At 62.9% G+C, this 18,672-nt stretch carries 19 protein-coding genes; 18 read left to right on the top strand and 1 reads right to left on the bottom strand.

The genetic code is table 11. The annotated features are described in order from the left end of the window. Positions 1 to 2 precede the first annotated feature (2 nt). The 17 genes from IT549_RS07295 to IT549_RS07215 are packed head-to-tail and all read left to right on the top strand — an operon-like array spanning position 3 to position 15,662. On the top strand, positions 3 to 209 hold the full coding sequence (locus IT549_RS07295; protein WP_292971421.1) for a hypothetical protein: 207 nt from the start codon (positions 3 to 5) through the stop codon (positions 207 to 209). Further along, on the top strand, positions 202 to 870 hold the full coding sequence (locus tag IT549_RS07290; RefSeq protein WP_292971419.1) for an NAD(P)H-dependent oxidoreductase subunit E: 669 nt from the start codon (positions 202 to 204) through the stop codon (positions 868 to 870). Before IT549_RS07295 ends, IT549_RS07290 begins: the two co-directional genes overlap by 8 nt. After that, positions 870 to 1,040 carry a hypothetical protein gene (locus IT549_RS07285; RefSeq protein ID WP_292971417.1) on the top strand — a complete coding sequence of 57 codons (171 nt, stop codon included), beginning with the start codon at positions 870 to 872 and terminating at the stop codon, positions 1,038 to 1,040. The genes IT549_RS07290 and IT549_RS07285 overlap by 1 nt, the downstream gene beginning before the upstream one ends. Continuing rightward, positions 1,037 to 2,323, top strand: a complete 1,287-nt coding sequence (nuoF, locus tag IT549_RS07280; protein WP_292971415.1) for an NADH-quinone oxidoreductase subunit NuoF — start codon at positions 1,037 to 1,039, stop codon at positions 2,321 to 2,323. Before IT549_RS07285 ends, nuoF begins: the two co-directional genes overlap by 4 nt. Next, positions 2,323 to 4,326: an NADH-quinone oxidoreductase subunit NuoG gene (nuoG, locus tag IT549_RS07275; RefSeq protein WP_292971412.1), complete on the top strand. Its 2,004-nt coding sequence runs from the start codon at positions 2,323 to 2,325 to the stop codon at positions 4,324 to 4,326. Before nuoF ends, nuoG begins: the two co-directional genes overlap by 1 nt. Next, entirely contained in the window at positions 4,323 to 5,363 is a 1,041-nt protein-coding gene (gene nuoH, locus IT549_RS07270) for an NADH-quinone oxidoreductase subunit NuoH (protein WP_292971409.1), read from the top strand. Before nuoG ends, nuoH begins: the two co-directional genes overlap by 4 nt. Then, on the top strand, positions 5,336 to 5,815 hold the full coding sequence (locus IT549_RS07265; RefSeq protein WP_292971407.1) for a hypothetical protein: 480 nt from the start codon (positions 5,336 to 5,338) through the stop codon (positions 5,813 to 5,815). Before nuoH ends, IT549_RS07265 begins: the two co-directional genes overlap by 28 nt. Next, positions 5,812 to 6,297 (top strand): NADH-quinone oxidoreductase subunit NuoI, encoded by a 486-nt coding sequence (gene nuoI, locus IT549_RS07260; RefSeq protein WP_292971405.1) that lies wholly within the window; start codon positions 5,812 to 5,814, stop codon positions 6,295 to 6,297. Before IT549_RS07265 ends, nuoI begins: the two co-directional genes overlap by 4 nt. A 12-nt stretch (positions 6,298 to 6,309) precedes the next feature. Further along, positions 6,310 to 6,927, top strand: a complete 618-nt coding sequence (locus IT549_RS07255; RefSeq protein ID WP_292971403.1) for an NADH-quinone oxidoreductase subunit J — start codon at positions 6,310 to 6,312, stop codon at positions 6,925 to 6,927. Next, positions 6,924 to 7,232, top strand: coding sequence for an NADH-quinone oxidoreductase subunit NuoK (gene nuoK / locus IT549_RS07250; RefSeq protein ID WP_292971401.1), 309 nt, complete (start codon positions 6,924 to 6,926; stop codon positions 7,230 to 7,232). The genes IT549_RS07255 and nuoK overlap by 4 nt, the downstream gene beginning before the upstream one ends. Before the next feature lie 6 nt (positions 7,233 to 7,238). After that, positions 7,239 to 9,263, top strand: coding sequence for an NADH-quinone oxidoreductase subunit L (gene nuoL / locus IT549_RS07245; RefSeq protein ID WP_292971399.1), 2,025 nt, complete (start codon positions 7,239 to 7,241; stop codon positions 9,261 to 9,263). Position 9,264: 1 nt separating this feature from the next. Then, entirely contained in the window at positions 9,265 to 10,791 is a 1,527-nt protein-coding gene (locus IT549_RS07240; protein ID WP_292971397.1) for an NADH-quinone oxidoreductase subunit M, read from the top strand. Further along, positions 10,791 to 12,260: an NADH-quinone oxidoreductase subunit NuoN gene (gene nuoN, locus IT549_RS07235; RefSeq protein WP_292971394.1), complete on the top strand. Its 1,470-nt coding sequence runs from the start codon at positions 10,791 to 10,793 to the stop codon at positions 12,258 to 12,260. The genes IT549_RS07240 and nuoN overlap by 1 nt, the downstream gene beginning before the upstream one ends. Continuing rightward, the gene (locus IT549_RS07230; protein ID WP_292971391.1) at positions 12,257 to 12,967 is read left to right on the top strand and encodes a biotin--[acetyl-CoA-carboxylase] ligase; all 711 of its coding nucleotides are present in this window, start codon (positions 12,257 to 12,259) and stop codon (positions 12,965 to 12,967) included. The genes nuoN and IT549_RS07230 overlap by 4 nt, the downstream gene beginning before the upstream one ends. 10 nt (positions 12,968 to 12,977) lie before the next feature. Next, positions 12,978 to 13,763, top strand: a complete 786-nt coding sequence (locus tag IT549_RS07225; protein WP_292971388.1) for a type III pantothenate kinase — start codon at positions 12,978 to 12,980, stop codon at positions 13,761 to 13,763. After that, positions 13,760 to 15,394 (top strand): ribonuclease J, encoded by a 1,635-nt coding sequence (locus IT549_RS07220; protein ID WP_292971385.1) that lies wholly within the window; start codon positions 13,760 to 13,762, stop codon positions 15,392 to 15,394. Before IT549_RS07225 ends, IT549_RS07220 begins: the two co-directional genes overlap by 4 nt. A gap of 1 nt (position 15,395) precedes the next feature. Beyond that, a complete protein-coding gene (locus tag IT549_RS07215) occupies positions 15,396 to 15,662 on the top strand; it encodes a DUF1467 family protein (RefSeq protein WP_292971382.1) in 267 nt (88 codons plus the stop codon). 4 nt (positions 15,663 to 15,666) lie between these two features. On the opposite strand, the gene IT549_RS07210 is transcribed toward IT549_RS07215, so the two are convergent. Beyond that, positions 15,667 to 18,288: an ATPase gene (locus IT549_RS07210; RefSeq protein ID WP_292971380.1), complete on the bottom strand. Its 2,622-nt coding sequence runs from the start codon at positions 18,286 to 18,288 to the stop codon at positions 15,667 to 15,669. A gap of 69 nt (positions 18,289 to 18,357) precedes the next feature. Between IT549_RS07210 and IT549_RS07205 the strand changes: the two genes are divergently transcribed. Continuing rightward, positions 18,358 to 18,660, top strand: a complete 303-nt coding sequence (locus tag IT549_RS07205) for an Hpt domain-containing protein (RefSeq protein WP_292971378.1) — start codon at positions 18,358 to 18,360, stop codon at positions 18,658 to 18,660. The last annotated feature ends 12 nt before the right edge of the window (positions 18,661 to 18,672 follow it).

Genomic DNA, 18,672 nt, shown 5'->3' with positions numbered 1-18,672 from the left:
GGGTGCTGAAGATCCTTGCAATGTTGCCGGTCGTTGCTCTGCTGATCGGATTCGCAAAGATGACGCAGTACGCGGCAGTGGGTGCCTTTGGCGATACAATCGGCCCAAACCTTGCTGCAATGCTTGGCGGCGGATCGGTCATCGCCTTCTACTATTGGGCAGCAATCAAGTTGCCCAAGTTCAACACATTTGGATTGAGCCGTGGCTGACCGTCATCTCGAACCCGATACCCCTGAACTGCGCGCGCGGTGGGGCAAGTTTGCGTTCTCCAAGGCCTGGGAAGCCAAGGCCAAGGCAGCGATCGCGCGTTATCCGGCGGGGCGGCAGCGTTCGGCAGTGATGGCGCTGCTCGACTATGCCCAGCGCCAGGTGGGTGAGGAAACCCAGACCCAGGGCTGGCTGCCGATCCCGGTGATGGAATATGTCGCGGCGTACCTCGACATGCCGATCATCCGCGTGGTCGAGGTGGCCAGCTTCTACACCATGTACAACCTGGTCCCGGTCGGCCGGTTCCACGTGCAGGTCTGCGGCACCACCCCGTGCATGCTGCGTGGCAGCGATGATATCCTGGCCGCCTGCAAGAAGCGCGGTATGGCCAAGGGCCACACCAGCGACGATGGCCTGTGGACGCTGACCGAGGTCGAATGCATGGGCAACTGCGCATCAGCCCCGATGGTCCAGATCAACGACGACAATTTCGAAGACCTGACCGCCGACCGGCTTGACGCGGTGCTCGATGCGCTGGCTGCGGGCAAGAGCCCAAAGGCCGGAACGCAGGAACCGGGTCGCCACACGGTTGAGCCTTCGGGCGGGCCAACCACGCTCAAGCAGATGGTCAAGGCCAACCACGATTACCGGGGGGATTGGTGATGGCAAAGGCAATGAAGTCTGGCCTGCCGATTGTCGGGATTGTCTTCCTGCTGCTCGCAGTCATGAAGTTCATCAATGGCGGAAACTGGGTGGTTTGGGCTATCCTTGGATGCCTCATGGGCGGTCTCGGAATCTTCGGATCGAACCGATCGGAAGGGGACAAGTCGTGAGCCTCGCTGACAAGGACCGCATTTTCACCAACCTCTACGGCTACCAGCCGTGGAACCTGAAGGCCGCGCAGGCGCGTGGGGATTGGGACAATACCAAGGCGATCCTCGCCAAGGGCCGCGACGCGATCGTCGAGGAAATCAAGGCGAGCGGCCTGCGCGGGCGCGGCGGGGCAGGGTTCCCGACCGGGCTCAAGTGGTCGTTCATGCCCAAGGAGCCGAACCCCAACCGGCCCAGCTTCCTGGTCATCAACGCCGACGAGTCCGAACCGGGATCGTGCAAGGACCGCGAAATCATTCGCCACGATCCGCACAAGCTGATCGAAGGCGCGCTGGTCGCCGGTTTCGCAATGGGTGCGCGCGCCGCCTACATCTACATTCGCGGCGAATACATCCGCGAGGCAGAGACGCTGTTCGCCGCCGTGCAGGAAGCCTATGACGCAGGTCTGATCGGCAAGAACGCGGCCAAGAGCGGCTATGACTTCGACGTCTTCGTCCACCGCGGCGCGGGCGCCTACATCTGCGGCGAAGAAACCGCGATGATCGAAAGCATCGAGGGCAAGAAGGGGCAACCCCGCCTGAAGCCGCCGTTCCCGGCCGGGGCAGGGCTCTATGGCTGCCCGACCACGGTCAACAACGTCGAATCGATTGCCGTTGCCCCCACGATCATGCGCCGCGGCGCAAGCTGGTTCAGCAGCTTCGGGCGGGACAACAACAAGGGCACCAAGCTGTTCCAGATCTCCGGGCACGTCGAAAAGCCCTGCGTGGTCGAAGAAAGCATGTCGATCCCGTTCAGCGAGCTGATCGAGAAGCACTGCGGCGGGATCCGCGGCGGGTGGGACAACCTGCTGGCGGTGATCCCGGGCGGCAGCTCGGTCCCGCTGGTCCCGGCGGCGCAGATCAAAGACGCGCCGATGGACTTCGACGGCCTGCGCGAGGTCGGCTCGGGTCTTGGCACCGCTGCGGTGATCGTGATGGACAAGTCCACCGACATCGTCCGCGCGATCAGCCGTCTGTCCTACTTCTACAAGCACGAAAGCTGCGGCCAGTGCACCCCCTGCCGCGAAGGCACCGGGTGGATGTGGCGGGTGATGGAACGCCTGCGCACCGGCGATGCCGATGTCGAGGAAATCGACATGCTGTGGAACGTCACCAAGCAGGTCGAAGGCCACACCATCTGCGCGCTGGGCGATGCTGCCGCCTGGCCGATCCAGGGCCTGATCCGCCACTTCCGGCCCGAGCTGGAAAAGCGGATCGCCGAAAACGTGCGGGAGGCCGCTGAGTAATGCCTAAAGTTACCGTAGACGGCGTTGAAATCGAGGTCCCGCAGGGCGCTACTGTCCTGCAGGCGTGCGAGCTAGCCGGCAAGGAAATCCCCCGCTTCTGCTATCATGAGCGGCTCAGCATCGCCGGCAACTGCCGGATGTGCCTGGTCGAGGTGAAGCCCGGACCGCCCAAGCCGCAGGCGAGCTGCGCGCTGCCGACCAGCGAAGGCCAGGAAATCCGCACCGACAGCGAAATGGTCAAGAAGGCGCGCGAAGGGGTGATGGAGTTCCTGCTCATCAACCACCCGCTCGATTGTCCGATCTGCGACCAGGGCGGTGAGTGCGACCTGCAGGACCAGGCGGTGGCCTATGGCCGCGGCCACTCGCGCTTCCACGAGGCGAAGCGCGCGGTCACCGAAAAGTACATGGGCCCGCTGATCAACACGGTGATGACCCGCTGCATCCAGTGCACCCGCTGCGTGCGCTTCAGCGAGGAGATTGCCGGGGTCGATGAAATCGGCGCGCTCTATCGTGGTGAGAACATGCAGATCACCACCTATCTCGAACGCGCGGCAACGCACGAGATGAGCGCCAACGTAATCGACCTGTGCCCGGTCGGCGCGCTGACTTCGCGGCCCTATGCCTTTGAAGCCCGCCCGTGGGAGCTGAAGAAGACCCTGTCGATCGACGTTTCCGACGCCTGCGGCGCCAACATCCGCCTCGATGCCCGCGGGCGCGAGGTGCTGCGGATCCTGCCGCGCGTCAACGATGACGTGAACGAGGAATGGATTTCGGACAAGGCCCGGTTCCAGGTCGATGGCCTCACCCGCCGCCGGCTCGACAAGCCCTGGCTGCGCCGCGATGGCAAGCTGGTCGCCGCGACCTGGGCCGAGGCCTTTGAGGCCGTGAGCAAGATCAACCCGGGCAAGTCGGTGGCAGTGGTCGCCGGTGATCTGGTCGATTGCGAAACAATGTTTGCCGCCAAGGCGCTGGCCGGGGCGCTCGGCTCCAGCCTGCTGGAAGGTCGCCAGACCGGGCTCGACTACGATTGCTCGAGCCTTGCCGCGGTGAATTTCAATTCGGGCCTGGCCGGGATCGAGGACGCCGATGCGATCCTGATCGTCGGCAGCCAGGTCCGCTGGGAAGCGCCGCTGGTCCAGACCCGCCTGCGCAAGGCGGTGAAGTGCGGCGCAAAGGTCTTCGTGGTCGGCCCCGAATGGGAGGCGACCTATCCGGCAAGCTTCCTTGGCACCGATCTGGCCGTGCTCGACAAGCTGCCCAAGGACGCCGAAGCGGCGTTCAAGGCTGCGCAGCGGCCCGCACTGATCCTGGGCGGGGCCGGGCTGGGCAAGGGCGCGCTCGATGCCTGCCTCGCGCTCGCTGCCAAGTACAAGCTAGTGCGTGACGGTTGGAACGGCTTCAACGTGCTGCACATGGCAGCTGCCCGCATGGGCGGGCTGATGCTTGGCTATGCGCAGAAGGGCGGCATCGCCGATCTGGTCAAGGCCAAGCCCAAGATGCTGATCTCGCTGGGCGCGGACGAGGTGGACTACACCAGGTTCGCCGACAGCATGATCGTTTATATCGGCCACCATGGCGACAAGGGCGCCCATGCCGCCGACGTGATCCTGCCGGCTGCCGCCTTCAGCGAAAAGCCCGGCACCTACGTCAACACCGAAGGCCGGGTGCAGTGGGCCGACAAGGCGGTCTTCGCGCCGGGCGATGCGCGTGAGGATTGGACGATCCTGCGTGCCATGGCCGATGCGCTGGGCGTCTCGGTGGGCTTCGACAGCTTCGAGGGCCTGCGCGCGGCCATGGCCAAGGCAGTGCCGGCACTGGGCCGCGAAGGCCTGGCTGACTATGGCGCTCTGCCGAAAGGTAAAGCGGGTGCCAAGGGCAGCATTGAAGCCTATCCGATCAAGGACTTCTACCTCACCAACCCGATCGCGCGCGCCAGCGTGACCATGCAGCGTTGCTCGGCCGAGCTGCTGCACGGCGAGACCTTCGCGGAGGCCGCGGAATGACCGAGTTCTTCCAACAATGGCTGCCCTACGAATGGTCGTGGCTGATCGCCACGGTCGCGGGCATCCTCCTTATCGCCCTCCCGCTGATGCTCAGCGTGGCGATGATCATCTACGTCGATCGCAAGGTCTGGGCGGCGATGGCGCTGCGGCGCGGGCCCAACGTGGTTGGCCCCTGGGGGCTGCTGCAAAGCTTTGCCGACGGGCTGAAGGTGTTCCTGCAGGAAACCATCGTGCCCGCGGGAGCGAGCAAGGGCTTATTCCTGCTCGCCCCGATCCTGACCTTTACCGTGGCGCTGATGGCCTGGGCGGTGATCCCGTTCAATGGCCGCGCGATCCTGGCCGATATCAACGTCGGGCTGCTCTATGTCCTCGCGATCTCGTCGCTGGGGGTTTACGGCACGATCATCGCGGGCTGGTCGTCGAATTCAAAGTATCCGTTCTTCTCGGCAATGCGCGCCAGCGCCCAGATGATCTCATACGAAGTTTCGATCGGCTTCATCCTGATCTGCGTGGTGATGTACGCCGGCACCTTCCAGATGAACGGGATCGTGCTGGACCAGCGCGAGCATATCCTGGGCCTGTTCAACGGTTATGGCTTTAACCCACTGCTGTTTCCGATGGCGGTGATGTTCCTGATCAGCGGCATGGCCGAAACCCAGCGCGCGCCGTTCGACCTGACCGAGGCCGAAAGCGAGCTCGTCGCCGGGTACCAGACCGAATATTCGAGCATGAGCTTCGCGCTTTACTGGCTGGGCGAATATGCCAACGTCCTGTTGATGTGCGCGCTCAACGCCACGTTGTTCTGGGGTGGCTGGCTGCCCCCGCTCGAATGGGCACCGCTCTACTGGATCCCGGGCTGGATCTGGCTGTTCGGCAAGATCTTCGCGTTCTTCTTCATCTTCTCGTGGGTGAAGGCAACCGTCCCGCGGTACCGCTATGACCAGCTGATGCGGCTGGGCTGGAAGGTGTTTTTGCCGGTGAGCCTGCTGTTTGTCTGCGTGGTGAGCGGTTGGCTGATGTGGAGGCAGGGGGCGTGAGCACTTTATTTCTAGCTGCATCAGCAGTCTTGGGCCTGACCGGTTCATACGACTGTGAGATTGCCAATATCGCCGCAATTTCGGTTGACGGGGAAAAGGCCAGCGCGTCGAAAATCGGCGGAATGCCGAAAGAAGCTCTGCGTTTTCGTTTGGAGCTAAAGGGTGACAAGGCTTCGATCGATTGGAAAGAAAGTCCATTCCAGATTGACGGCAAAAACATGGCGCTTCTGCCTACGGGCCCCGAATCGGGCATGATCCTTGCGGTCTCTGGTGGCCCATGCATGTTCACCGAAGCGGCGTGCGCCACGATGATCAATTTCGCCAAGAGCACCGATGGCTCGCTGCGCCTTTTGCTGGTCCCCAGTGCAGTTTCAACGGATGATGCCAGCAAAGAACGCGCACCCTTCCTCGTTTCAATGCAAGCGCAATGCCTTGCCAGGAAAGCGTCATGACCGCCGCCCAACTCATCAAATCGTTCACCCTGTGGGAGTTCGTGAAAGCGCACCTCCTGACCTTGAAGTACTTCTTCAAGCCCAAGGCGACGATCAACTATCCGTTCGAGAAGAACCCGCTGTCGCCCCGCTTCCGCGGTGAGCATGCGCTGCGCCGGTACGCCAATGGCGAAGAACGCTGCATTGCCTGCAAGCTGTGCGAGGCAGTTTGCCCGGCGCAGGCGATCACGATCGAGGCCGAACCGCGCGATGATGGTTCGCGCCGGACCACGCGCTATGACATCGACATGACCAAATGCATCTTCTGCGGCTTTTGCCAGGAAGCCTGCCCGGTCGATGCCATCGTTGAAGGGCCGAACTTCGAATACGCGACCGAAACGCGCGAAGAGCTGCTTTACGACAAGGCCAAACTGCTGGCGAACGGGGACAAGTGGGAGCGGGCGATTGCCGCGAACCTTGAAGCCGATGCGCCGTATCGATAGGGGCGCGGCGCAATGATCACGGTCCTTTCCTTCTACCTGTTCGCCGTCCTAACCATCCTGTCGGGCGCGATGGTTATCATGGCCCGCAACCCGGTCCATTCGGTGCTGTGGCTGATCATGTCGTTCTTCAACGCCGCCGGGCTGATGGTGCTGCTGGGCGCCGAATTCATCGCGATGCTGCTGGTGATTGTTTACGTCGGCGCGGTCGCGGTGCTGTTCCTGTTCGTAGTGATGATGCTCAACATCGATTTCTCCGAACTGCGCGCGGGGTTCATCAAGAACTTCCCGCTGGGGCTTCTCTTGGCAGCGGTGCTGCTGGCTGAAGTGCTGATCGGACTGGGCGCGGTGGGCCAGGGCGGGATCGCGCTGGGCACGCCTGATGGCAGCGCGGCGGTGCCTGCCGACATGAGCAACATCAAGGCGATCGGGCACCTGCTTTACGGCAAGTACCTGTTCCTGTTCGAAGCAGCGGGGATCCTGCTGCTGGTCGCCATGGTCGGCGCGATCGTGCTGACCCACCGTAAGCGCGGCGGGGTGCGCGGACAGATCGTCAGCCGCCAGAACGCCCGCCGCCCGGACGAGGCGACGGTCAACATGAAGCCGGAAGTGGGCAAGGGGGTTCAGCTGTGACTATCGGCATCGAACACTACGTCGTGGTCAGCTCGATCCTGTTCGTGCTGGGCGTGCTGGGGATCTTCCTCAACCGCAAGAACGTGATCGTCATCCTGATGGCGATCGAACTGATCCTGCTGGCGGTGAACATCAACCTGGTGGCTTTCAGCGCCTTTCTGCATGACCTGACCGGTCAGGTCTTCGCGATGTTCGTGCTGACTGTGGCTGCAGGCGAAGCCGCAATCGGCCTGGCCATCCTGGTGCTCTATTTCCGTGACCGCGGGACCATCGCGGTTGACGATGTCAGCCACATGAAGGGGTAAGAATCAGTGGATCCGATCCTCTTCATCGTTTTCCTGCCGCTGCTGGCCGCGATCATTGGCGGCCTTGGCAACCGCATGCTGGGCAACACCGTGGTCAAATCGCTGACCACCGGCGCGCTGTTCATTGCCTGTGCGCTCAGCTGGAAGATCTTCCTTGGCTTCCTGATGCATGGCGCCGAACCGCAGGTCGTGCCGGTGCTGCAATGGGTGCAGTCGGGCAGCTTGTCATTCGACTGGGCCTTCCGGGTTGATACTCTGACCGCCGTGATGCTGGTGGTGGTGACCACGGTCTCGGCTCTGGTCCACCTCTATTCGTGGGGCTACATGGCCGAAGACCCGGATCAGCCGCGGTTCTTTGCCTATCTCAGCCTGTTCACCTTCGCCATGCTGATGCTGGTGACGGCCGATAACCTGGTCCAGATGTTCTTTGGCTGGGAAGGGGTGGGGCTCGCCTCGTACCTGCTGATCGGCTTCTGGTTCCGCAAGCCTTCGGCCAGCGCTGCCGCGATCAAGGCCTTTGTGGTCAACCGCGTGGGCGACCTTGGCTTCATGCTGGGGATCTTCGGTACCTTCCTGGTGTTCAACACCGTGTCGATCCCGGAAATCCTGGTGCGCGCACCGGCCATGGCCGGATCGACGATCCACTTCCTGGGCACGCAGTGGGATACGATGACGATCCTGTGCATCCTGCTGTTCATCGGCGCGATGGGCAAGTCGGCGCAGCTGGGGCTGCACACCTGGCTGCCTGATGCGATGGAAGGCCCGACCCCGGTTTCGGCGCTGATCCACGCCGCGACCATGGTGACCGCGGGCGTGTTCATGGTCTGCCGGCTTTCGCCGATGTTCCAGACCAGCCCGGTGGCGATGGACGTGGTGACCTATGTCGGTGCCGCCACGCTGTTCTTCGCCGCGACGATCGGCACCACCCAGTGGGACATCAAGCGGGTGATCGCCTATTCGACCTGTTCGCAGCTGGGCTACATGTTCGTGGCTGCCGGTGTTGGCGCACCGGGCGCGGCGATGTTCCACCTGTTCACCCACGCCTTCTTCAAGGCGCTGCTGTTCCTGGGCGCGGGCAGCGTGATCCACGCGATGCACCACGAACAGGACATGCGCTATTATGGCGGCCTCAGAAAGCACATCCCGCTCACCTATTGGGCGATGATGATGGGCACGCTGGCGATTACGGGGGTCGGCATTGTCGATGTGGCCGGGTTTGCCGGGTTCTATTCGAAGGATTCGATCCTTGAGGCTGCCTATGCCTCGGCCAGCCAGTCGGGCCGATTCGGGTTCTGGATGGGGATCACTGCCGCTTTGCTGACCAGCTTCTATTCCTGGCGCCTGGTCTTCCTGACCTTCTTCGGCAAGCCGCGCTGGGCGCAGTCAGAGCATATCCAGCACGCGGTGCATGACGATCACCACGGGCACGATCACGCCCACGCCCATGGTCATGGCCATGACGATGGGACCGCCGGCTATCACCCGCATGAAAGTCCGCTCAACATGCTGATCCCGCTGGGTGTGCTCAGCCTGGGCGCGGTCTTTGCCGGAATGATCTTCAGCCACGCCTTCATCAGCGATGGCGCGGGCGAATTCTGGCGCGGTTCGATTGCCTTTGGCGAACACCTGATCCACGAAATGCACGCGGTGCCTGGCTGGGTGAAGTGGGCGCCGTTCGGGGTGATGATTACCGGCCTGGCCGTGGCAATCTATGGCTATGTGCTCAACCCGGGCTTCCCGGCGCGCTTTGCCGCCGCGATCAAGCCGCTCTACACCTTCGTTTACAACAAGTGGTTCTTCGACGAGCTTTACGACCGGATCTTCGTGCGTCCCGCCTTCTGGCTGGGGGATAAGTTCTGGAAGCTGGGCGATATCGGCCTGATCGACCGCTTTGGCCCCAACGGTTCGGCCTGGGTGGTTGCCCAGGGCAGCCGGTTCGCGAGCAAGTTGCAGACGGGCTTCCTCTATTCCTACGCGCTGGTCATGCTTGTCGGCCTGACCGCTGCGATCACCTGGGTACTGGTGCACTGATATGGCGGGCTTTCCCATCCTTTCGCTGATGCTCGCGGTGCCGCTGGTGGCCGCTTTCATCTGTCTTGTGGTCGATGCGAAGACCGCCCGCACCGTCGCGCTGGCGGCCACGTTGGCCGATCTGGCGCTGGGCGTTGTGCTGTGGTGCCAGTTCGACATCGGCGGGGCGCAGTGGCAGTTCCAGGAAAGCAAGCCGCTGTTCGCCGGCTTTTCGTGGAAGCTGGGGATCGACGGGATCGCGCTGCTGCTGATCGAACTGTCGGTGTTCCTGATGCCGATCTGTATCCTGGCCAGCCAGTCGATCGAAAAGCGCGTCGGCGAATACATGGCCGCCTTCCTGATCATGGAAGCGCTGATGATCGGCGTGTTCGCGGCGCAGGACCTGTTCCTGTTCTACATCTTCTTCGAAGCCGGCCTGATCCCGATGTACCTGATCATCGGCGTCTGGGGCGGGGTTGACCGGATCTACGCCAGCTACAAGTTCTTCCTCTACACCCTGCTTGGCTCGGTGCTGATGCTGATCGCGATGATCTGGATGGCGAACGATGCCGGGACAACCGATATCCCGACGCTGATGGCCTATGACTTCCCGGTCGATGCGCAGAAGTGGCTATGGCTGGCCTTCTTCGCCAGCTTCGCGGTGAAGATGCCGATGTGGCCGGTCCACACCTGGCTGCCCGATGCGCACGTCCAGGCGCCCACCGCCGGTTCGGTGATCCTGGCCGGCGTGCTGCTCAAGATGGGCGGCTATGGCTTCATCCGCTTCTCGCTGCCGATGTTCCCGCAGGCCAGTGCCGACTTTGCCTGGCTGATCTATTGGCTTTCGATGATCGCTGTGGTGGTGACATCGCTGATCGCGCTGGTCCAGCACGACATGAAAAAGCTGATCGCCTATTCCTCGGTCGCGCACATGGCGATCGTCACGGTCGGGCTGTTCGCCTTCAACACCCAGGGTCTTGAAGGAACGATGCTGGTCATGCTCAGCCACGGTCTGGTCGCGGGCGCGCTGTTCCTGTGTGTCGGCGTGATCTATGACCGCCTGCACACACGCGAGATCGATCGCTACGGCGGCCTCTCGATCAACATGCCCAAATATGCGCTGTTCTTCATGCTGTTCACCATGGCCTCGGTCGGTCTGCCGGCCACCAGCGGCTTCGTGGGTGAGTTCCTGAGCCTGGCGGGTATTTATCAGCAATCGAGCCTGGTCGCCTTCGTGGCGGGTACAGGCGTGATCCTGGGGGCGGGCTACATGCTCTACCTTTACCGCCGGATCTGCTTTGGCGATCAGAAGAACGCCGATGCCGCAGCGATGCCGGACCTGAACCTGCGTGAATGGGCCATGCTGGCCCCGATCGCGGCCGCCGTGCTGTGGATGGGGGTCTATCCCGAGAGCTTCCTGGCGCCGATGCGCGCTGATATCCAGGCGCTTGAAGCGCGCCTGGCCAGCGCCAAGCCGGCCGGTGACGCGCAGCTGACCGCTGGCCAACCCGCTATGAAAACCGAAGCGCATTCAGAGGGAGCGCACTGATGGACTGGGCACAGTCGCTGCGCATCGCTGCGCCTGAAGAACTGCTGAGCGTTGCCGGCATCATCCTGCTGGTGGCCTCGGCCTGGGGCCAGACCCGCCGCGATGCGCGTGCGGTGACCTGGCTGTCGGTGCTGACCCTGGCGGTCGCCGCGATCATGACCGCTCCGGCCTTGTGGAGCGGAGTCAGCGGGGCCGATGCGCTGGCGTTCAGCGGGCTGTTCAGCGGGGATGCCTTCGCCGCCTTTGCCAAGCTGCTGATCTATGCGGCAGCCGGTGCCTCACTACTGGTCGCGCCCGCCTTCTTTGAAAAACAGAATGCCTATCGCCCGGAATATCCGGTGCTGGTGCTGTTCGCGGTGCTGGGCATGAGCATGATGGTTTCGGCCACCAATCTCCTGACGCTCTATGTCGGGCTCGAGCTGAACTCGCTCGCCGCCTATGTGCTGGCTGCCTTCCACAAGCCTGACCAGCGCTCTGCCGAAGCCGGGCTCAAGTACTTCGTGCTAGGCGCGCTCGCCAGCGGGATCCTGCTGTTCGGGATGAGCCTGACCTACGGCTTCACCGGGACTATCAACTTCGCCGGGATTGCCACCGCGTTGGCTGGCGGAGCGATTTCGAAAGGCGCGCTGTTCGGTCTGACCTTCGTGTTGGCGGGCCTGGCCTTCAAGATCAGTGCGGTGCCGTTCCACATGTGGACGCCCGACGTTTATGAAGGCGCTCCCACACCGGTCACCACACTGTTCGCCTCGGCTCCCAAGGTCGCTGCGCTGGCCTTGACCATGCGGGTCACGCTCGAAGCTTTCGGGCCGCAGGCCGCAGCCTGGCAGCAGATCGTGGTGTTCGCTGCGCTCGCCTCGATCGTGATTGGCGCGCTGGGGGCAATCGGGCAGGGCAATATCAAGCGACTGCTGGCCTATTCCTCGATCAATAACGTCGGTTTTGTGCTGATCGGCCTGGCTGCGGGAACGCCGCAAGGCGCCAGCGCGATGCTGTTCTACCTTACGGTCTATGTTGCGATGACGATCGGCGGCTTTGTCGCGGTGCTGATGCTCAAGGATGCCGAGGGTAACCAGATCGAATCGATCGCGGACATGGCCGGGCTTTCACGCACGCGTCCGCTGTTGGCTGCGGGGCTGGCCGTTATCATGTTCAGCCTTGCCGGGATCCCGCCGATGCTGGGCTTCTGGGGCAAGTTCATGGTGTTCCAGGCTGCGGTTCAGGCCGGCATGATCACCCTCGCCGCCCTGGGTATTGCCGCCAGCGTGATCGGCGCCTTCTATTACCTCAAGGTCGTCAAGGTGATGTATTTTGACGAGCCGGCAGGCAAGGCCACCGGGCGCAGCGACATGCTCCACGAATGGCTTCTGGCCACCTGCACGCTGTTCATCTCGCCGCTGGGTTACCTGATCACCAAGTGCCTGACTGCACTGACCGTGGTGGCGGCGGGCGTGTTGTTCCCCGGCGCTTGATCCAAACTGTTCCCGAAACCAGGTCGACCAATGCCGACTTGTCGGCGCGGATTGCTGCGGGCGAGCGTCTGGCAGAGGATGACTGGCTGGTCGCCGATCGCCAGACCGCCGGACGCGGTCGGCAGGGCCGTGCCTGGTTCGATGGCGCGGGCAATTTCATGGGCTCCACGGTGGTCTGGCCAGGGCGGGGTGATCCTTCGCCAGGTACGCTGGCGCTGGTAGCGGGCCTGGCCGTGCAGGAAGTGGTTGCGCCGCTCATCCCGCCGCCTGCCATGGCTCTGCTCAAATGGCCCAACGACCTGCTGGTTGGCAGTGCCAAGCTTTGCGGAATCCTGCTGGAACGGGTTGGCGAAGCAGTGATCGTCGGGATTGGGGTAAACCTCGCGCAGGCTCCACAAGTGGAGGGCCGCGAAACGCTGGCACTATCCGCCTTCGGGCCGACGCCCGATCGCGACCTGTTCGCCAGCAGCCTGGCGCGCCAGTTCAGCGAGGAACTGCACCGCTGGCGCAGCTTTGGCCTGGACCCGCTGCTGCGCCGCTGGCAAGCCGCCGCGCACCCACCCGGCACGCCGCTGGCGGTGGGAGAGCCAGGCGAAGAACCACTTCAAGGCACTTTCGCCGGGCTGGCGAGCGATGGAGCCTTGCAACTGCGGCTTGCAGACGGCACGACGCGGACGATTCACGCGGGCGAGGTCCGCCTGGGATAGGGAGACCGCCATGTTGCTGGCGATCGACAACGGCAATACCAATGTGAAATTCGCGCTGGTCGACGAAGCGGGCACGATTGTGCAGCGCTGGCGGCTTGCGACCGATATCAAGCGCACCGCCGATGAATACGCGGTCTGGCTGGATCAGCTGCTGCGGATGGAAGGGCATTCGCGTTCTGATGTCCACGCGGTCGTGATCGCCTCGGTGGTGCCGCGCGCGCTGCACAACCTGCAGGAACTGGCGCAGAAATACTTTGGCACCGAAGCGCTGATTGGCGGCCGGGCGCCGGTTGAATGGGGCATTGCACTCAAGGTGGATGAGCCGCGTGCGCTGGGGGCGGATCGCGCAGTCAACGCGATCGCGGCGCAGGCGCTGGAAGCGGGCGACAAGATCGTCATCAGCTTCGGCACCGCGACCACCTTCGACTATATTGGCGCCGACGGGGCCTATCTGGGCGGCTCGATTGCGACCGGGGTCAGCCTGTCGCTCGACGCGCTCTACAATGCCGCGGCGATGCTGCCGCGGATCGCCATTGAGCCGCCCCCGGGGAAAAGCGTGATCGGGCGCGATACGGTCGGACAGATGCAGATCGGGATCTACTGGGGCTATGTCAGCATGATCGAAGGCATGCTGGCGCGAATGAAGGCCGAGATTGGCCGTCCGGTAAAGGTGATCGCCACCGGCGGACTTGCCCCACTGTTCCAGGCCCATACCGAACTGTTCGACCGGGTCGAACCTGACCTGACCCTGCGCGGGATTGCGCTGCTTTATGCCAACCGGGGTGACAGCGCGTGAAGCCCGGAAAGGAACTGCTGTTCTGCGCACTCGGCGGGTCGGGTGAGATTGGCATGAACGTCAATCTCTATGGCTGCGAGGGCAAGTGGCTGATGGTCGATCTGGGCATGACCTTCGGCGCCAACGAATACCCCGGGACCGAGCTGGTTTTTGCCGACCTCGAATTCATCGAGGAACGCCGCAAGGACCTGTTGGGTGTGGTGCTGACCCACGCCCATGAAGATCATATCGGTGCGGTGCCCTATTTCGCGCAGGAACTGGGCGTGCCGCTTTATGCCACACCGTTCACCGCCAAGCTGGTCAACGAAAAGCTCGAAGAAGCAGGCATTGCCGGCCAGATCGAACTCAACGTGATCGATCATCTCGACCGGTTCGACCTGGGGCCGTTCGGGATCCGCTATGTCCCGCTGGCGCACTCGATCGCCGAAGGCAACGCATTGTTGATCGACACGCCGCAGGGACGGATCTTCCACACCGGCGATTGGAAGCTGGATGATGAGCCTCTGATCGGCACGCCGGCAACCCAGGCCGAACTGACCGCGATTGGCGATCAGGGCGTTTTGGCGCTCGTCTGCGATTCGACCAACGTGTTCAATCCCAAGGCGTCCGGTTCCGAAGGCGTGGTTCGCACTGCGCTGCTTGAGGAAGTGAAGCGGCATCATGGCAAGCGGGTGCTGGTCACCACCTTCGCCTCCAACGTCGCGCGCCTGCATACGCTGGGTGAGGTGGCTCGTGCCACCAATCGCCGCCTCTGCGTGGCCGGGCGCTCGCTCGACCGGATCATCCGCACCGGGCAGGCATGCGGCTATCTGCGTGATCTGCCCGAGCGGGTCGATTTCGATACGGCCATGTCCTTGCCGCGCGGCGAAGTGTTGATTGTCGCGACAGGCGGGCAGGGTGAACCCCGTGCTGCACTGTCCCGGATTGCCGAAGATACCCATCCGATCGCATTGGAGGCTGGCGATGTGGTCCTGTTTTCCAGCCGCCAGATCCCGGGCAACGAGATATCGATTGGCCGGATCCAGAACCGCCTGGCCGCTCGGGACGTCACGATCGTGACCGACCGGCAGAGCGAGATACACGTGTCCGGCCACCCTGGTCGTCCCGAACTGGAAGCGCTTTACAGTTGGCTAAGGCCGCAGATCCTGATGCCGGTCCATGGTGAGGTGCGGCACATGAAAGAACAGGCGCGCCTGGGCAAGGCCTGCGGCATCGCCAAGACAGTGGTGCAGGAAAACGGCGATCTGGTGCGCCTGGCCCCCGGCAAGCCGGGCAAGTTCGACGAAGTTCGGGCCGGGCGCCTGCTGCTCGATGGCGATATTATCACTCCCGCCGATGGCGAGGCGATGGTGATGCGCCGCCGCTTGGCGCACAACGGTCTGGTGATCGTGGTGCTGGACGGCAAGGGCCGGGTTCATGTCGAAAGCATTGGCCTGCCGCTTGATGAGGACCACGACGAATTTGTTGTGGAAGCCGCGCAGGATGTGTCCGTCGCCTTGTCGAAGCTGAAGGGCGGTCAGCGGCATGACCGCGACGTGATCGTCGAGGCAGCGCGGCTCGCGGCGCGGCGTGCGGCCCAGCGCTGGTCAGGCAAGAAGCCGCAAGTCCGTGTGATCCTGCCGGAGCATTGAGATGAAATGGACCTCGATCCTGGCGATCATGCTGTTGTTCTGGGTGATGAGCGCCTTCCTGGTCATGCCGTTCGGAATTCGCACCCACGACGATGATGAGGCAGAAATGATCCCCGGCCAGGTCAGCAGCGCGCCGGTCAACTTCGATGCCAAGCGCATCGCGATCAGGGCAACGATACTCTCGGTTGTGCTGTTCGGCCTCTACTACGCCAACTACGTCAACGACTGGCTGACGATGGACGACATCGACATCACCAATTATTTCTGACGCTTCAGTTGCGCAGCCGTTCGATCGACTGCGCCAGCGCGACATAGAGCTTGCCCATATCCGATGACAGCAGAGTCACGCCTAGTGCGTGGCCATCGCGGGTCGATAGCAACTGGCGCAGCATCGCCTCGAAATCGTGGATGTACCGGCTGACATGATCGCGGAACTCGCGGTCATTCTCATAGATCTGGGCCACCGCCTTGGCTTCGGGCGTTTCGAGCAGCTTGACTGCGCGGCGGGTGAAGATCCCGCGATCACCCTTCAGGTAGGCAGCCCAGGCTGTGTCGGTGACATCGGTGTCGAGCGCCCGGGCGATGTCGATCGCATTCGAATTGAGCCCTTCGGTGATCAGGGCGACGCGGCGGGCAAAGTCGTTGTCGACCTGCTCTTCGGCGCGGCTGCGGGCATGGGCGATCCGTTGTTCCAGCGCGCCGGCCAGTTCGTTGACCTTGGCCAGTTGGTCACGCAGTGCAATTGCGGCTTCGCGGCCCGATCCAGCGGCGCGTGCAGTCGCAGATTCGAGTTGCCCGGCAACTTCGGCGGTGCGCTCACGCATGGCCTTGTCGATCGCGGCGGCGCTTTCGGCACCGATCCGGTTGGCAAGACCTGCAATCGAGCTTGCGCTCATCGTTTCGATCCCGCCAATTGCCTCGTGTGCGGACTGATTGAGTTCGGCAATCGCCTTGCCCAGTTCACCCTGGGCCTGCTCGGCCAGCGCCAGGCTTTCCGCACGGACGCTTTCCAGCGCCGCCTTGAGCGCAGCAATATTTGCCTCCTGGCGGGCGCCTTCCTCGTTGATCTGGCTGTGCAGGCTGGCAACCTGATCGAGCGCCTCGGTAAGCGAACCGCTGCTTTCCTTGGCATGCCCGGCGAGCACTTCGCCCTTTCGGGCCGCCTCCTCGGCAACATCACGTAGCTTTGTAACCCGTGCTTCAACTTCGGCCAGGCGCGCCTCGCCGACACTCATCGCGTGCGGCAATTCGTTCGAAGTGTGCTGGACCGAGGCCTGGATCAGTTCGAGCAGGCGAACCGAATTGTCGGTCAGCACTTCAACTGCCTTGTCCGTACCGGCCAGCGCATCGCGGCTTGACGCCAGCTTGGCTGACAGGTTCTCGATACTCTGGGCCAGACGGGTTTCCACCTGGCCGCTCTGTTCACCGATTCCGACCATCGTTTCGGCCAGTTCGGACAATCGGGTGCTGAGCTGCTCGCTGCGTTCAGCCATGGCACTGGCATGGTTGTCCTGAATTTCGCGGTGGCGACCAGCGGCCTCATCCAGTGCCGCCATCTGCGTACCGACCTGCTCAATGAAACGCGCATGGCGTGTATCGAATTCGGCGTTGCGACGCTCAAGCTCGGCCGCGAACAACTGATCGCGTTCGCTGATCCGGGCATCGACCTGCTCGGCTTCACGCTCAAGTTCGGCAAGGCGCTTGCGGGCGGATTCCATGGCCTTCTGGTCAATTTCGCCGACCTGGGTAATCGCCGTGCGCAGATCGGTTTCGAGCCCGGCAATCGCATTCTTCCAGATCTCGAGCGCATCAACTTCGCCATCGCGCAGTGCGCGGATCAAGGCAGCGCTTTCATCGCGCACCGCAGAGAGCCGCGCGCGTAGCGAGGTCAGGCTTTCCGCCTCATGCTCGTCAAGTTGGCTGCGGGTTCCTTCCAGTTCGTCCGACAATGCCGTGGCACGGGTGCGGATCGCCGCGAGTGCCTCAACCTCCTGGGCATCGAGCTGCGCGCGGAATTCCGCCCCTTGCTCACCCAGCGCGGCGAAACGCGCTTCGGCGATCTCTTTCAGCTTGTCGGCTTGCAGGGTAAATTCGCCGACGGTCTCTTCAACCAGGCTGCGCAGGCTGGTGACCTGGCGTTCGCTGGCCTGGCCAAACTGGTTGAGTTTGTTGAACCCGGCAACCAGGTCCTCGACCTGCGAATGGGCGGTGCGTCCGGCTGCGGCTATGTTGTTGGTTACATCCTTGGCCGAGCTGGCAATTACCGGCAGCTGCCCGCGCAGCTTCTCCATGTTTTCGAGTGCCGCAGTGCTGACATCGCCGATCGCATCGATCCTTGATCCGTTATCCTGGATCAGCCCGGCCAGCTTGTCGGCGTGCTGGCTGAGCCGTTCGGTCGCAACCCGGCCCAGCGCATCGATATCGCGCGACTGGGCCGAAATGAATTCACGCGCCAGGCTGAGTTCGCGGTTGACCGTGGTCAGTCGCTCTTCAAGCCGTGCGGATTCGTCACCCAGCAACCGTGCCGTTTCACCAAAACGCAGCGCTTCGCGCCGACTGTTGCGCATCGCAACCAGCCAGGCGACCGCCACCAACAGCACCGGAGCCGACCAATCACGCACCCACGTGGTCCATTGCTGAAGCGTTCCGCCGGTCTGCATTTCCGCCAGGTTGGCCATGGCAAAAAGCGTCGTCCAGCCGCCAATTGCCAGCACCGCAAAGGTTCCCGCGATGATCGCCAGCCATGGCCGGCGCGGGGCCGGGGCGGGTTCTTCCCACCAGTCGTCTGCGGATGCTTCGGCTTCCGCTGCGGTTTCGATCTCGGTTGTTGACGCAATTTCAACACCTTGCGGTGTATCGGCATCAACGGCGACAATTCGGGTACCCCTGGTCATAAGGATCTGTTTACCATGATTGGGCTGTGGATAAACCCCGGTTTAACCTGTTGATGGCATGGGAGTGAAATGGCCTACGAAGCTGGAGCCCTTGATGCCACCCTGGCCGCCGCAGCCGGCGAGGATAGCGCGCTGTTTATCGAGCTGCGCCAGGCCTTTGCCGAAAGCGTTGCGCGGCAAGTGGATTTGCTTGGCCGGTCGCGCTGCGATGCCAACTGGCAGATGGCGGCTTTGCGGCTCAAGGGTCTGGCGGCCAGCTTTCACGCCGAACCGCTGATCGAACTGGCCGAGGAAGCGCTCGATGGCGCGCCGGGCGATCCCTGCGTGCTGCGCAAGATCAAGGCTTTTCTGGACGACTTTTCAGCCGTTTGAACCATAGCCGTT

This window comes from Novosphingobium sp. (assembly GCF_020852455.1).
Classification (GTDB): domain Bacteria; phylum Pseudomonadota; class Alphaproteobacteria; order Sphingomonadales; family Sphingomonadaceae; genus Novosphingobium.
The sequence above is the reverse complement of the archived record's forward strand: the minus strand, read 5'-3'. Positions and strand labels throughout refer to the sequence as shown.